The 13,262-nt window shown below is 73.4% G+C and carries 15 protein-coding genes; 7 read left to right on the top strand and 8 right to left on the bottom strand.

What is annotated here, in order from left to right:
- The first annotated feature begins 206 nt into the window (after positions 1–206).
- Both QWZ14_RS25110 and QWZ14_RS25115 read left to right on the top strand, forming a co-directional pair.
- Complete coding sequence (locus QWZ14_RS25110; RefSeq protein WP_290319731.1) at positions 207–356, top strand: hypothetical protein; 150 nt, start codon at positions 207–209, stop codon at positions 354–356.
- Positions 357–366: 10 nt separating this feature from the next.
- Positions 367–1,611: an OmpA family protein gene (locus QWZ14_RS25115; RefSeq protein ID WP_290319732.1), complete on the top strand. Its 1,245-nt coding sequence runs from the start codon at positions 367–369 to the stop codon at positions 1,609–1,611.
- Between the two features lie 51 nt (positions 1,612–1,662).
- Here the strand turns inward: QWZ14_RS25115 and QWZ14_RS25120 are convergent, their stop codons facing one another.
- The 6 genes from QWZ14_RS25120 to QWZ14_RS25145 are packed head-to-tail and all read right to left on the bottom strand — an operon-like array spanning position 1,663 to position 6,675.
- The gene (locus tag QWZ14_RS25120; protein ID WP_290319733.1) at positions 1,663–2,112 is read right to left on the bottom strand and encodes a cupin domain-containing protein; all 450 of its coding nucleotides are present in this window, start codon (positions 2,110–2,112) and stop codon (positions 1,663–1,665) included.
- Positions 2,113–2,130: 18 nt separating this feature from the next.
- A complete protein-coding gene (locus QWZ14_RS25125; protein ID WP_290319734.1) occupies positions 2,131–2,844 on the bottom strand; it encodes an ABC transporter ATP-binding protein in 714 nt (237 codons plus the stop codon).
- The gene (locus QWZ14_RS25130) at positions 2,844–3,599 is read right to left on the bottom strand and encodes an ABC transporter ATP-binding protein (RefSeq protein WP_290319735.1); all 756 of its coding nucleotides are present in this window, start codon (positions 3,597–3,599) and stop codon (positions 2,844–2,846) included. The genes QWZ14_RS25125 and QWZ14_RS25130 overlap by 1 nt, the downstream gene beginning before the upstream one ends.
- Positions 3,592–4,530, bottom strand: coding sequence for a branched-chain amino acid ABC transporter permease (locus QWZ14_RS25135; protein ID WP_290319737.1), 939 nt, complete (start codon positions 4,528–4,530; stop codon positions 3,592–3,594). The genes QWZ14_RS25130 and QWZ14_RS25135 overlap by 8 nt, the downstream gene beginning before the upstream one ends.
- 14 nt (positions 4,531–4,544) lie before the next feature.
- Positions 4,545–5,465 (bottom strand): branched-chain amino acid ABC transporter permease, encoded by a 921-nt coding sequence (locus tag QWZ14_RS25140; RefSeq protein ID WP_290319738.1) that lies wholly within the window; start codon positions 5,463–5,465, stop codon positions 4,545–4,547.
- 7 nt (positions 5,466–5,472) lie between these two features.
- Positions 5,473–6,675 carry an ABC transporter substrate-binding protein gene (locus QWZ14_RS25145; protein ID WP_290319739.1) on the bottom strand — a complete coding sequence of 401 codons (1,203 nt, stop codon included), beginning with the start codon at positions 6,673–6,675 and terminating at the stop codon, positions 5,473–5,475.
- Positions 6,676–6,922: 247 nt separating this feature from the next.
- On the opposite strand from QWZ14_RS25145, the gene QWZ14_RS25150 reads away from it, so the two are divergent.
- Both QWZ14_RS25150 and QWZ14_RS25155 read left to right on the top strand, forming a co-directional pair.
- The gene (locus tag QWZ14_RS25150; protein ID WP_290319740.1) at positions 6,923–7,372 is read left to right on the top strand and encodes a YsnF/AvaK domain-containing protein; all 450 of its coding nucleotides are present in this window, start codon (positions 6,923–6,925) and stop codon (positions 7,370–7,372) included.
- A complete protein-coding gene (locus QWZ14_RS25155; protein WP_290319741.1) occupies positions 7,369–8,241 on the top strand; it encodes a YsnF/AvaK domain-containing protein in 873 nt (290 codons plus the stop codon). Before QWZ14_RS25150 ends, QWZ14_RS25155 begins: the two co-directional genes overlap by 4 nt.
- 43 nt (positions 8,242–8,284) lie before the next feature.
- On the opposite strand, the gene QWZ14_RS25160 is transcribed toward QWZ14_RS25155, so the two are convergent.
- The gene (locus QWZ14_RS25160) at positions 8,285–9,088 is read right to left on the bottom strand and encodes an alpha/beta hydrolase (protein ID WP_290319742.1); all 804 of its coding nucleotides are present in this window, start codon (positions 9,086–9,088) and stop codon (positions 8,285–8,287) included.
- Positions 9,089–9,140: 52 nt separating this feature from the next.
- Positions 9,141–9,890: an aspartate/glutamate racemase family protein gene (locus QWZ14_RS25165; protein WP_290319743.1), complete on the bottom strand. Its 750-nt coding sequence runs from the start codon at positions 9,888–9,890 to the stop codon at positions 9,141–9,143.
- A gap of 52 nt (positions 9,891–9,942) precedes the next feature.
- Here QWZ14_RS25165 and QWZ14_RS25170 point away from each other — a divergent pair, with 52 nt between their 5' ends.
- From QWZ14_RS25170 to QWZ14_RS25180, 3 genes are all read left to right on the top strand, one after another.
- Positions 9,943–10,932, top strand: a complete 990-nt coding sequence (locus QWZ14_RS25170) for a Bug family tripartite tricarboxylate transporter substrate binding protein (RefSeq protein WP_290319744.1) — start codon at positions 9,943–9,945, stop codon at positions 10,930–10,932.
- A 95-nt stretch (positions 10,933–11,027) separates the two neighbouring features.
- Positions 11,028–11,723 (top strand): GntR family transcriptional regulator, encoded by a 696-nt coding sequence (locus QWZ14_RS25175; RefSeq protein ID WP_290319745.1) that lies wholly within the window; start codon positions 11,028–11,030, stop codon positions 11,721–11,723.
- An 86-nt stretch (positions 11,724–11,809) separates the two neighbouring features.
- Positions 11,810–13,120, top strand: a complete 1,311-nt coding sequence (locus QWZ14_RS25180) for an NAD(P)/FAD-dependent oxidoreductase (RefSeq protein ID WP_290319746.1) — start codon at positions 11,810–11,812, stop codon at positions 13,118–13,120.
- Positions 13,121–13,262 lie beyond the last annotated feature (142 nt).

The following is a 13,262-nucleotide window of genomic DNA, read 5'->3' on the forward strand; positions in this document are numbered from 1 at the left end:
GCCCGCCCATGCGGCCGCCGGTGGTCCCGGCGCCGGAGGCCGTGCGCACCCCGCCGCCGGCCCCGGCCATGACGGCGGCCCCGCCGCGGGTGACGCCGCCCGCCGCAGAGGCGCCGCGCCAGGCCGAGGCGCTGCCGGTGCCGCCGCCCGCCCCATCGCCGCCGGATCCGTCACCCATCGCCCGGGTCCAGGCCGCGCCGCCCGCCGTGGATGAAGCGCGCGCCCTGCCGCTGCCGATTTCCGCGCAGTCCATTGCCGGGGCCCAGCGTTGCCGCTTGATCACCCAGCGCATCCAGATCGGAGAGACTGTTGCCGATGCCGATATTCGCTTCCTCCAGCGGGGCTGCCCGGATTGACCGGCACCCCATGACCTGGGGCGCCCCCGTCCTGCTGGCCCTGGGCCTGGCCCTGTCCGCCTGCGCCACGCCGCCGGCCGCCGATGGCCCGGCGCCGACCGCATCGGCGGGCCGCCCGGCCCCCCCGCAGGCGCCGAAGCCGCCGAAGGAGGCCCAGCCGCTCGACGCCGCCGTGCTCAGCCTGGCGGATGCAGTGCTGGCGCGCGCCGAGATCTCCCGGCCCGGGCCGCATGAGCTGGTCATCGACCCGCTGATCGACCGCGCCAGCGGCACCGAGACCGCCACCACCCGCGCCATGTCCCGCCGCATCGCCTCGGTGGTGCGGGAGCGCCACCCGAGCTACCGGGTGCAGCCCTTCACCCTGGCCTCGCTGGAGTCGAAGCCGCTGGTCCTGCTCGGCGCCATCACCGGCGTGGTCGAGGCCGGCAGCCTGACCAACAGCACCGACAAGGCCCCCGCGGCCTATCGGATCTGGGCGGTGCTGGCCGATCTCTCGACCGGCAAGGTGGTGGCGCACGAGACCGCCTGGGTCCGCCCGGACGAGGTCGACACCACCCCGACCGCCTTCAACCGGGACAGCCCCACCTGGCTCGACGACCCCGCCGCCGCCGCCTACCTCAGGGTCTGCGCCGGCAATCCGGGCGATGCGATCGACGCCGCCTGGCTCGACGGGCTGAAGGCCGAGGCGCTGATCACCCAGGCGACCACCGCCTACGAGGCCGGCCGCTACGCCCAGGCGAAGACGCTCTACGCCAATGCCAAGGCGGCGCCGAAGGGGGCCCAGCTCCGCACCCTGAACGGCCAGTACCTGACCGCCTCGGCGCTGGGCCAGCCGCAGGAGGCCGAGCGCGCCTTCGGCCAGCTGGTCGACTACGGGCTGGAGCGGAAGCGCCTGGCGGTGAAGTTCCTGTTCCGCCCGGGCGTCATCGAGTTCTGGCCGGACCCGGCGATCAGCGGCCCCTACGACATGTGGCTGCGGCAGATCGCCAGCCGCACCAGCGCCGACGACGCCTGCCTCGATGTCTCGGGCCATGCCAGCACCACCGGTGCGGCATCCTGGAACGACCGGCTGTCGCTGATGCGGGCCCAGGCCATCCGGACCCGCCTGGTCGGCGAGCAGCCGGGGCTGGGGGCGCGGCTCAAGACCGAGGGCTTCGGCGCCTCGCGGCCCCTGGTCGGCACCGGCCGGGATGATGCGACCGATGCGCTCGACCGCCGCGTCGAGTTCGAGCCCCGGGAATGCCGCACCGGCTGAACCCGGCCGCGGAAGGCCTGAAGGGGCCATGGCCCCTTCAGGCCCGGCCCGTCACCCCGGCGGCGGCAGGAATTCCACGCCGTATTCCGCGGCGATCCGGACCACCTCGCCGGGATCGCCGACATCGTGGATGCGGCTGAACAGCTCATAGAGCCGCTGGCTCGGCGCCACCCAGAACAACGCCCGCACCGGCTTGCCCGACTTGTTGAAGATGCCGTGCGGGCTGCCCATCGGCATCTTGATCAGGTCGCCGGTGGAGGCGTGCTTCGTCTCTCCCGCAAGGAAAAGCTCGAAGGTGCCGTCGAGCATGTAGATGAACTCGTCCTGGTCGGCATGGATGTGCGGCGGCACGAAGGTGCCGTCCGGGAAGAGCGTCTCGAAGGCGAAGGATGCGGCGGAATGCTGCATCGGCCTGTATGTCTGGCCGAGGATGTTCCAGACCACCCCGCCTTCGCCCGTCCCGGCCGGGGTGATCCCCGGGGTCATCATCGGCTGCACCATTCTCGCCTCCTCTTCGTTTCAGACATGCAGGTAAGTCTCGCGCAAGCTTGGCGCCGCGGCCAGGGCCGCGCTGCTGCCGGTCCAGACGCTGCGGCCCTTCTCCAGCACCACGTGCCGGTCCGCCAGACGCAGCACGGCGCCGAGGGTCTTGTCGATGAGCAGGATCGACTGGCCCTCCGCCTTCAGCCGCGCCAGCACCGCCCAGATCTCGGCGCGGACCAGCGGCGCCAGCCCCTCGGTCGCCTCATCCAGCAGCAGCAGCCGGGGGTTGGTCATCAGCGCCCGGCCGATCGCCAGCATCTGCTGCTCGCCGCCCGAAAGCTGGGCCCCCGGCTGGCGCCGCCGCTCCTCCAGCCGGGGAAACAGCCCGAACACCTCACGCAGCCCCCAGCGCGGCGCGCCGAAGCGGCTGGCGGCGGTCGCGGTGAGGTTCTCCTCCACGCTCAGCGTCGGGAAGACCTGCCGCCCCTCCGGCACCAGCCCGAGGCCGAGCCGGGCGATGCGGTGCGGCGCCCGCCCCAGCAGGGCGGTGCCGGCGAAGTCGGCCCGCCCGCCCAGCACCCGGCCGCCGAGCCCCGGCAGCAGCCCCATGAGGGCGCGGATGGTCGTCGTCTTGCCCATGCCGTTGCGGCCGAGCAGGGTCACCACCTCCCCGGGCCCGACCGAGAGCGAGACGCCGGCCAGCACCTGGCTGCCGCCGTAGCCGGCCGAGAGATCCTCCACCGCCAGCATCAGGCGACCTCGTCCTCGCCGAGGTAGGCCGCCCGCACCGCCGGGTCGGCGCGGATCGCCGCCGGCGCGTCGGTGGCGATGACCCGGCCGTAGACCAGCACCGAGATCCGGTCGGCGAGCGCAAACACCGCCTGCATGTCGTGCTCGACCAGCAGGATGGAGTAGCGCCGCTTCAACCCCAGCAGAATATCGATCAGCCGCTCCGTCTCCTCCGGCCCGGCGCCGGCCAGCGGCTCGTCTAGCAGCAGCAGGCGCGGCTCCATCGCCAGGGCGATGGCCAGCTCGAGCTGCCGCTTCTCGCCATGCGACAGCGCCCCGGCCGGCGCCGCGGCGCGCCCGGCCAGCCCGACCTGGTCAAGCGCCGCCATGGCCGCCGCGTTCAGCCGCGCCTCGGCGGCGGCCGGCCGCCAGAAGCGGAAGGAGGAGCCGCTGCGCGCCTGCACCGCCAGCGCGGCATTCTCGAGGGCCGAAAAGCCGGGGATGACCGAGGTGATCTGGAAGCTGCGCGCCAGGCCGAGCCGCGCCCGCCGCTGCAGCGGCAGGGCGGTCACGTCGCGGCCGGCGAAGCGCACCGTCCCGGCATCCGGCCGCAGGGTGCCCGAGAGCTGGTGGATCAGCGTGGTCTTGCCCGCCCCGTTGGGGCCGATCACCGCATGGATGCCGCCCGGGGCGACGGCGAAGGAGACGTCGTCGGTCACCGCCAGCCCGCCGAAGCGCTTGCGCAGCCCGGCCACCTCGAGGATCGGCTCAGCCACGCCGGACCATCCTGGCGATCTGCCCCGGCACCCCCGCCAGCCCGCCCCGCAGGTGCAACACGGCCAGCACCAGCAGCGGCCCGAAGACCAGCCGCCAGTGCTGGGTCCAGTGGCTGAGCCCTTCCTCCAGCAGCACGAAGGCCAGCGCCCCCAGCACCGCCCCGTGCAGCGAGCCGAGCCCGCCCAGGATCACCATGAAGAGCAGGTCGCCCGAGCGCTGCCAGGCGAGGAAGGAGGGCGCCACGAATTCCGTCGCATTGGCCAGCAGCATCCCCGCCAGCCCCGCCACGCCGCCGGCAACGGCATAGGCGACCAGCCGGTAGGGGGCCGGGGAGAAGCCGACCGCCCGCACCCGCTCGGGGTTCTCCCGCGCCGCCCGCAGCACCCGGCCGAAGCGCGAGGCCAGCAGCGCCCGCCCGCCCAGCACGGCGGCGGCGAGCAGCCCGAGGCAGAGGTAGTGGAAGACCAGCCGGTCCTCCAGCCAGCGCCGCCCGGCCAGAGTGTTGCGGCCATAGAGGGTGTAGCCGTCGTCGCCGCCATAGCCGGCGAGCGAGGCCGCGGTGAAGAAGGCCATCTGCCCGAAGGCCAGGGTGATCATGATGAAATGCACCCCGCTGGTCCGCACCGCGACCGCGCCGGTCGCCACGGCGAAGACCGCGGCGGCGGCCATGGCGACGGGCGCCACCACCAGCGCCTCGGTCACCCGGGCATCGTCGAGCGCCACCACCGCATAGGCGCCGACGCCGAGCATCGCCGCATGGCCGAGGCTGACCAGCCCGGCGCCGCCGACCAGCAGCCAGAGGCTGGTGGCCGCCAGCCCCATGATCATCGCCCGCGCCAGGATGGTCAGCAGGTAGCCCTCGCCGAGCCCGGCGAAGGGCGCCGCCGCCAGCAGGGCGAAGACCAGCAGCGGCAGCCACGCCCGCCCCATCCTGCCCGGTAGGATCAACCGCGCACCGGAAACAGCCCGCGCGGCCGCACCGCCAGGATCAGCGCCATGACGGCATAGACCAGCATGGAGCCGATCGCCGCCCCCGCCTGCCGCGCCGGCGAGGCCGCCATGACGAGGCGCAGCAGGTCGGGCAGCAGCGACCGCCCGAGGCTCTCGACCAGCCCGACCAGCAGCGCCGCGACGAAGGCGCCGCGGACGCTGCCGATGCCGCCGATGACGATGACGACGAAGGCGAGGATCAGCACCCCATCCCCCATCCCCGGCTCGACCGAGAGGATCGGCGCCGCCATCACCCCGGCGAAGCCCGCCAGCATCGCCCCGAAGCCGAAGACCAGCATGAAGAGCCGGCGGATGTCGACGCCGAGCGCCGCCACCATCGCCGCATTGGTGGCGCCCGCCCGCACCAGCGCGCCCACCCGGGTGCGCTCGACCAGCAGCCAGAGCAGCCCCGCCGTCGCCAGCCCGGCGGCCAGGATCGCCAGCCGGTAGGCCGGGTACTGCAGCCCCGGCAGCAGGGTGATGCCGCCCGCCAGCAGCTCCGGCGGCGCCATCTGCAGCGGCGCGGTGCCCCAGGCCAGCTTCACCGCCTCGTTCAGGAACAGGATCACCCCGAAGGTCGCCAGCACCTGCGACAGGTGGTCGCGGTCGTAGAGGTGGCGGAAGACCAGCCATTCCAGCACCAGCCCGGAGGCGAGCGTCGCCGGCAGCGCCAGCAGCAGCCCGCCCCAGAAGCTGCCGGTCAGGGAGGCCAGGCTGGCGCCGAGATAGGCGCCCAGCATGTACTGCACGCCATGCGCCAGGTTGATGAAGTCCATCACCCCGAAGACCAGCGTCAGCCCGGCCGCGACCAGGAACAGCAGCACCCCGAACTGCAGGCCGTTCAGCCCCTGCACCAGAAGCAATCCGAAGCTCATCGGCGGGTCAGCGCATCCGGCATTCGGCAGCCCAGGGGTCGACGTCGGCCTCCAGCACGCGCCGCAGCGTCTCGGTCTGGAACTTGCCGTCGGGGCGCTTCGCCACCTGGCACAACCAGAAGTCCTGCACCGGGTAGTGGTTGGCGCCGAATTTGAAGCTGCCGCGCACCGACTGGAAATCCGCCGCCCGCAGCGCCTCGCGCAGTGCATCCTTCCCCGCGAGGTTGCCGCCCACCTTGCGGATCGCGCTGTTCAGCAGCATCGCCGCATCGTAGCTCTGGGCCGCGTAGCTCGCCGGGACGTAGCCGTAGCTCGCCTCGAAGTCGCGGACGAAGCGGGTATTCGCCGCATTCTCCATGTTGGGCGCCCAGCTCGCGGCCGAGAAGAAGCCCAGCGCCGCCTCCTGCTGCGCCGGCAGGGTCGCCTCGTCCACGGTGAAGGTGGACAGGAAGGGGATGCCGGCGAGCCCGGCCTGGCGGTACTGCCGCACCAGGTTCACCCCGAGCCCGCCCGGCATGAAGGTGAAGAGCGCATCCGGCTTGCTGGCTGCGATCTTCGCCAGCTCGGCGGAGAAGTCGAGCTGGGTCAGCGGGACATAGACCTCGTCCACCACCTCGCCCTTGAAGCGGGACTTGAAGCCCGCCACCGCATCCCGCCCGGCCTGGTAGTTCGGCACCATGACGAAGACCCGCTTGTGCCCGGCATCCTGCGCCGCCTGGCCCATGACCGAATGGACCTGGTCGTTGTTGTAGCTGGTCGTGAAGAAATTGGGGTTGCAGCCGCGGCCGGCGAAGGTCGAGGGCCCGGCGTTGGTCGAGATCAGGAAGGTGCCGCTCTCGGTCACCGGCCGCATGATGGCGGCGAGGATGTTCGAGAAGACCACGCCGACGACGACATCCACCTTGTCGCGCTCGAGCGCGGCGCGGACCTTGGTCACCGCTACCTCCGGCCGCAGCTCGTCGTCGATCGGCACGATCTCCGCCGCCAGCCCGCCCAGCTTGCCGTCGAGGTGCTTCAGCCCCTGCAGGAAGCCGTCCCGGAGCTGGGTGCCGAGCGCCGCCTGCGGTCCGGTCTGCACCGCCACCAACCCGATCTTCACGCCGCGGCCCTGGGCCCGTGCCCGGCCCGCCCCCTGCGTTGCCCCGAGGACCGCCGGCAGCGCCAGGGCCCCCGCCGCGCCCAGCACACCCCGCCTGCCGATGCCGATCATCCACGCCGCTCCTGAAAGCCGAACCGGGGGCATGCTTGCCGGATTTCCGCCGCCGCCCCAAGGCTCTTTCCGGCCGTGCGCCCTCCCGCCGCGGCCTTAGCCCGGCGGGCGGAGGGCAGGGGTTTCGGGTCAGGAACTGTTCCCCGCAATTGTCTTAAAGTAATCAAACGGGAGCGGTGAACGAATCCGCTGATGCCATGTTTGTAGTGTCAGTCGAACGCGGCACGGCATACGGGAATCCCAACAAGTGCCACAAGACAACGATGACCGCCGTACCGTAGATACAACGATAATCCCAGTCATCGAGGAAACCGCTCGGATTTCGACTCGTCAGGTCGAGGCCGGAAGGGTCCGGGTACATCTCCGCACCGAAGTCGGACAGCAGCGGCTGCAGGCGACCCTGCGCTCCGAAGCGGTGACCGTCGAACACCGCCCGATCGGCCGCGAACTCGCCCCCGGCGAGCCGCTGCCGGTGCCGCACGACGAGGAGGACGGACGGGTCACCGTGATCCCCGTGCTCGAGGAGATCCTCGTCGTCGAGAAGCGGCTGGTCCTGCGGGAGGAGCTGCGCCTCCGCCGCACCAGCAGCCTCGAGGACGTGGACCACGCCGTCGACGTGCAGCGACAGCACGCCGAGGTGGAACGCCTGCCGCCCGCCGATCCGCAAGACCCCTCCAACCCAGGACATCCCCAATGAGCAACCAGACCATCACCGCCGTCTTCGACAGCGCCGCCGAAGCCGAGACCGCCGCCCGTGACCTGGCCATGAAGGTCGGCGGCGTCCGCGCCGGGCTCTATGCCTCCGAGGCCGACGCGGCCAGCCTGCGCGATCTCGGCGTCAGCGGCCCCGACCAGGCCGTGCTGGAGGAAGCCATCCGCCGTGGCGGCGCCGTCCTCTCCGCCACCGTGCCGGAGGACCGCATCACCGAGGTGACGCAGGTGCTGGAAGGCTCCGGCGCCATCGACCTGCAGGAGCGCGAGGACAGCTGGCGCCAGTCCGGCTGGCAGGGCAGCGGCCCGACCGCGACCCGGGTGAACGCCATGGACACCGGCACTGCCGGCACCGGCCAGGTGGGCGCGATGGCGACCGGGACTGCCACGACGGGCACTGCCACGACCGGCACTGCCGCAACCGGCGCCGCCGCGACCGGCCGCGACGAGGTCATCCCGGTGGTCGAGGAGACGCTGCAGGTCGGCAAGCGCCAGGTCGCCTCGGGCCGCGTGCGGGTGCATTCCCACATCGTCGAGACCCCGGTGCAGGAGCAGGTGACGCTGCACCAGGAGCACGTGCAGGTGGAGCGCCGCCCGGTCGGCCGCCCGGTCGACGTTACCGCCGATGCCTTCCGCGACCGCACCATCGAGGCGACCGAGACGACCGAGGAGGCGGTGATCGCCAAGGAGGCGCGGGTGGTCGAGGAAGTCGTCGTCCGCAAGACCAGCGACGACGAGACCCGCACCATCAGCGATTCCGTCCGCCGCACCGAGGTGGAGGTCGAGGACGATCGCCTGCCGCGCACCGCCGCGACGCCGGGCACGCCGAAGGCCGACCCCGCCCGCGAGCGCTGACCGGCCGGGGCCGGCGGCACCGCCGCCGGCCCCACCCCACCCTTCAGCCGCCTCGGGCGAGCAGCGCCGCGCGCCGCACCAGCGGATGTTCCGGCCCGGCCAGCGGCGCCAGCACGGTGAAATGGTTCGCGCCGGGCAGCGCCTCCCAGCTGCCGCCCCAATGAGCGGCGAAGTCCCGGGTCTGGCGGCGGAACTCGCCGCTCTCGGCATCCCCCACCACCGCATGCAGCCGCCCGCCCGCGGGGGGCAGCAGCAGGGCGGGGGAGTGCGCCCGCGCCGTCGTCTCGTCGAGCCCCAGCGCCGCGTTGATGCTGGTCCCGAGCAGCGGCCAGAGCTCGAAGACCCCGGAGATCGGCAGCGCCGCCGGCACCAGCCCGGCCGGCAGGCCGCGGGCCGCCCAGTCGGTCGCCATCAGCATGGCGCTGGCATGGCCCCCGGCCGAATGCCCCATCGCCAGCAGCCGGCGGCCGCTGCGGCGGTGCAGGAAGGCGGCCGCCTCCCGCAGCTGCTCGGTAATGCGGTCCAGCGGCACCGCCGGGCAAAGGTCGTAGGAGGGCACCGCGACCGCCACGCCATGCGCCAGCAGCCCGCGCGCGCAATGGCTGAAGACGCGGCGGTCGAGGGACTGCCAGTAGCCGCCGTGGACAAAGAGCGCGACCGGCCAGTTCTCGCCCGGCCCGGGCCGGAACAGGTCCAGCCGCTCCCGTTCCCCCGGCCCGTAGGGCAGGTCCAGCGCCGCCTCCGCCCAGCCGGCGCGGAAGGCCGCGGCGTCGCGCACCCAGCCGGCGATGATGCCGGGATGCTCGGGCACCAGCGCCCGGTTGTTGTATTCTGCCTCGTGGTCCATGCCGGCATTGCAGCGCGGCCGGGCCGGCGGGGCAAGGCCGCGCCGCGGCGCCTCAGCCCTGCTGGAACCGCCGCGGCCGCAGCCCGGCCTGGAACCAGCTCACCATCGAGTAGATGTCGTAGACCGGCAGCCCCACCGCCGCCGCCAGCGCCGCGGCATAGGGCGGCATGTTGGTGCATTCGAGCACGATCGCGCCGACCTCGGGGTGGGCCGCCACCAGCGCCCGGCCGGCGTCGAGGATGTCCTGCTCGGCCAGGTCCAGGTCCATGTCGACCGCCTGGGCCTGGATCAGCACGCGGAAGAACTCGCGCCCCCCCTCGGTCCCCACGACCGGCACGTCGGGCGGCACCCCCGCCGCCGCCAGATGCGCCGGCGTCAGCGAGCCGCGGCTTACGGTCACCACGCCGACGCGCCGGCCCGGCGGCAGGGTCGCCTGCACCCAGGGCACCTGCATGAGGGAGGAGGTCGCCACCGGCACCTGCACCGCCGCCGCGAGCTCGGCCTGGAACAGCGAGAGGAAGCCGCAATTGGTGGTGATCGCCTCGGCCCCGAGCGCCACCAGCTCCCGCGCCGCGGCGAGGAAGTCGGGCAGCAGCCCGCGGGCGCCTTCCAGCACCACCCGCTCCGGCGTCGCCCCGCGCACCACCTTGTACAGCACCGGGAAGGGCCAGGTTCCGGCATTGCCCATGTCGCCGGGAATGCGCGGAAAACGGGCTTCCAGCATCAGGATGCCGAGCGGCGCGCCATAGATGGATTGTCCGCCGCGCGCGATGCGCCGGGGAGGCGTTGTTGGGCTGGTCATGCACCCAGCCTATCCCACACCATGCGGCGCCGAAACCGCAGGGATGCCCGGGATGCTCCGCCGCTTGCCATTCGCCGCCGCGCTGATCGCCACGCTGCTCGCCGCCGCGCCGGCCGGGGCGCAGGACCCGTGGCCCAGCCGCCCCATCACCATCCTCGGCGGCTTCCCCAACGGCGCCGGCACCGACATCTACGCCCGCAAGCTGGCCGAGCCGCTGTCCCGCGCCCTCGGCCAGCCGGTGGTGGTCGACAACCGCACCGGCGCCGGCGGCAACATCGCCTCCGATGCCGTCGCCAAGGCGCGGCCGGACGGCTACCTGTTCCTGATGGGCACCGCCGGCACCCATGCGATCAACGCCGGCCTCTACCGCAACCTGCCCTTCGATGCGCTGCGCGACGTCACCCACGTGATCCTGCTGGGCGACGTGCCCAACGTGCTGCTGGTGAACCCGGAGAAGCGGCCGCAGTACCGGAGCTGCGCCGACGTCCTCGCCGCCGCCCGGGCGCGGCCGGGGGCGCTGAACTACGCCTCGACCGGCAACGGCGCCTCGACCCATCTGGCCGCGGCGCAGTTCGCCGCCGCGGCCGGCGTCGTGCTCACCCATGTCCCCTACCGCGGCCAGCCCGGCGCCATGGGGGCGCTGCTCGCCGGCGACGTCGACCTGTTCTTCAACCAGACCGGCCCCAGCATCGGCCCGGTGCAGCAGGGCCAGGTCAGCGCCCTGGCGGTGACGACCCTCGCCCCGGTGGCGGCGCTGCCCGGCGTCCCCACCCTGGCCGGGGCCTGCGCCCTGCCGGGCTTCGAGACCAGCACCTGGTACGGGCTGCTCGCCCCGCCCGGCCTGCCGGCGGCGATCCAGGCGCGGATGAACGCCGAGGTCGCCCGCATCATCGGCGCCCCCGAATTCCGGAGGTGGCTGGTCGAGAACCAGGGCATCACCCCGCCGGCCGATACCTCGCCGGCCGGCTTCCGCGGCATCCATGAGCGCGACATCGCCCGCTGGGGCGAGATCATCCGGGCCTCCGGCGCCAGCGTCGACTGAGGCCGCATGATGCACGTTATAAAATAGTTGTTCGGTTTGCGGGCCCATCTTTTGTCGTGGTATGCGGCAGGATGGCTCATGGCAGCGGCGGCCCGATGTCCTTCCTCGCACCCATCCCCCTCCCGGCTCCGCTCACCACCCGGGCCCTGAATGCGCTGCGCCGGGACATCGTCACCACCCGTCTCGCCCCGGGGGAGACGCTGTCGGAGGCGACGACGGCCGAGCGGCTGAACCTCGGCAAGGCGCCGATCCGCGCCGCCCTGGCGCAGCTGGCGGCCGAGGGGCTGGTGCAGCCGGTGCCGCGCCGCGGCTGGATCGTCTCCCTGGTCACGGTGCGGGACATCCACGAGGTCTTCGACCTGCGGCTGCTGCTGGAGCCCGAGGCGGCCCGCCGGGCGGCGGCCTCGGCCCAGGACCGCGCCGCGGCCGCGGCGCCCGAGCGGCTGGACGCGGTCTGCCGGGCCGGCTACCGGCCGGAGGATCCGGCCAGCGCCCTCGGCTTCCTCGAGGCCAACCGGGCGTTCCACGTCGCGGTCGCGGAGCTTTCGGGAAATGCCCGGCTGGCCCGGCAGATCGGCCGGCTGCTGGACGAGAGCACCCGCATGCTGGTCCTCGGCCTCCGCCGGCGGGACCGCAGCGGCGAGATGGCGCATGAGCACCGCGCCCTGACCGCGGCGCTGGCAGCCGGCGATGCCGCCGGCGCCGCCGCGCTCATGCGCGAGCAGGTGGCGGCCAGCCGGGCCATGGTGCTGGCGGCGCTGACGGTGCCGGATGCGGCGACCGTGGCCTGAGGCCGGCGCCCCGCCCGGGCGCCGCGGCCATCGCCCTGCGCGAGGCGACGCGCTACCACTGCCTCCGCCTGATGCGGAGCCGCCGGATGCCTGAGCCTGTGCCGACCATGCCGAACAGCCTCTGGGCCGCGACGGCGCCGCCGCCGCCGCCGACCACGGCGCTGGCCGGGGAGGCGCATTGCGACGTGGCGGTGGTCGGCGCCGGCTTCACCGGCCTCGCCGCCGCCCTGCACCTGGCCGAGGCGGGCATCGCCTGCACCGTGCTGGAGGCCGCCGAGATCGGCTTCGGCGCCTCCGGCCGCAACAACGGCCAGGTCATCCCCAACCTCTCGCGCATGGACCCGGATGCGATCGTCGCGGCGGTGCCGCAGGAACTGGGCGGGGCGGAGAAGGGCGAGGCCTTCGTCGGCCTGGTCCGCGACAGCGCCAGCCTGGTCTTCGACCTGATCCGCAAGCACGGGATCGCCGCCGAGGCGGTGCAGAACGGCTGGATCCAGCCGGCGCACCGGCCCTCCCGCATGAGGCTGGTCGAGAACCGGGTGCGGCAATGGGGCAGCCGCGGCGCGCCGGTGCGGCTGCTGTCGAAATCCGAGGTCGCGGGCCTGGCCGGCAGCGACAGCTGGGAAGGCGGCTGGGAGAACCGCTCGGGCGGGCGGATCAACCCGCTGGGCTATGCGCGCGGGCTGGCGGCGGCGGCGGCGCGGGCGGGCGCCACCCTCCATACCCGCAGCCCGGTCACCCGCATCACCCGGGAGCCGAGCGGCTGGCTGCTGGAGACGCCGGCGGGACGGCTCGGCGCCGACCGGGTCATCCTGGCGACCAACGCCTATACGCCGCCGGGGCTCTGGCCGGGCCTCGCCCGCACCGTGGTGCCGGTGCGCAGCTACCAGATGGCGACCGGCGTGCTCTCGGACAATATCCGCAAGTCCATCCTGCCGGAGGGCCATGCGCTGTCGGATACCCGCGGCGACCTCTTCTTCTACCGCTTCGATGCCGATGGCCGGCTGGTGACCGGCGGCGGCCTGGTGATCCCCTTCGGCTGGGAAGGCCGCATCAGGGACCGCATCCGCGCCCGCATCGCCCGGGTCTTCCCCCAGGTCGGCGAGTTCACCTTCGACTACGTCTGGTGGGGCCATATCGGCGGCACCCAGGACAAGCTGCCGCATGTCTACGAGCTGGCGCCGGGCGTCCTCGCCTGGACCGGCTGCAACGGCCGCGGCGTCGGGCTGGCGACCGCGCTGGGCCGGGAACTGGCCAAGGCCTGCGCCGGGGTGCCGCTGCGGGAGATCGCGGTGCCGGTCGAGACCCGGCTGAAGCGCATTCTCGGCCATGAATTCCGGGCCCTCGGCACCGCCTGGCACGTCCTGCAGAACAGGCGGAACGATTCCCGGGATTAGCGACTCCGGTCAGGCGGCGGGATCGCGGCGCCGCGTGCCACGGCGGCCGAGACGGCACGCGGCCGGCGGGCGCAACGGTTCATTGCGAGTGCAGGAATCTACGGTTTTGTTACTTTCGCCCGGCCATTCTGTCCGCGGTTTC

The sequence above is a fragment of the Paeniroseomonas aquatica genome (genome assembly GCF_030409335.1).
Lineage (GTDB): Bacteria > Pseudomonadota > Alphaproteobacteria > Acetobacterales > Acetobacteraceae > Belnapia > Belnapia aquatica.

What these genes read in the sequence shown, in the direction of transcription:
- QWZ14_RS25115 (WP_290319732.1), top strand. Translation starts at nt 367, where the DNA reads ATGACCTGGGGCGCCCCCGTCCTGCTGGCCCTGGGCCTGGCCCTGTCC.
- QWZ14_RS25120 (WP_290319733.1), bottom strand. Translation starts at nt 2,112, where the DNA reads ATGGTGCAGCCGATGATGACCCCGGGGATCACCCCGGCCGGGACGGGC.
- QWZ14_RS25125 (WP_290319734.1), bottom strand. Translation starts at nt 2,844, where the DNA reads ATGCTGGCGGTGGAGGATCTCTCGGCCGGCTACGGCGGCAGCCAGGTG.
- QWZ14_RS25135 (WP_290319737.1), bottom strand. Translation starts at nt 4,530, where the DNA reads ATGGGGCGGGCGTGGCTGCCGCTGCTGGTCTTCGCCCTGCTGGCGGCG.
- QWZ14_RS25140 (WP_290319738.1), bottom strand. Translation starts at nt 5,465, where the DNA reads ATGAGCTTCGGATTGCTTCTGGTGCAGGGGCTGAACGGCCTGCAGTTC.
- QWZ14_RS25145 (WP_290319739.1), bottom strand. Translation starts at nt 6,675, where the DNA reads ATGATCGGCATCGGCAGGCGGGGTGTGCTGGGCGCGGCGGGGGCCCTG.
- QWZ14_RS25155 (WP_290319741.1), top strand. Translation starts at nt 7,369, where the DNA reads ATGAGCAACCAGACCATCACCGCCGTCTTCGACAGCGCCGCCGAAGCC.
- QWZ14_RS25160 (WP_290319742.1), bottom strand. Translation starts at nt 9,088, where the DNA reads ATGGACCACGAGGCAGAATACAACAACCGGGCGCTGGTGCCCGAGCAT.
- QWZ14_RS25165 (WP_290319743.1), bottom strand. Translation starts at nt 9,890, where the DNA reads ATGACCAGCCCAACAACGCCTCCCCGGCGCATCGCGCGCGGCGGACAA.
- QWZ14_RS25170 (WP_290319744.1), top strand. Translation starts at nt 9,943, where the DNA reads ATGCTCCGCCGCTTGCCATTCGCCGCCGCGCTGATCGCCACGCTGCTC.
- QWZ14_RS25175 (WP_290319745.1), top strand. Translation starts at nt 11,028, where the DNA reads ATGTCCTTCCTCGCACCCATCCCCCTCCCGGCTCCGCTCACCACCCGG.
- QWZ14_RS25180 (WP_290319746.1), top strand. Translation starts at nt 11,810, where the DNA reads ATGCCTGAGCCTGTGCCGACCATGCCGAACAGCCTCTGGGCCGCGACG.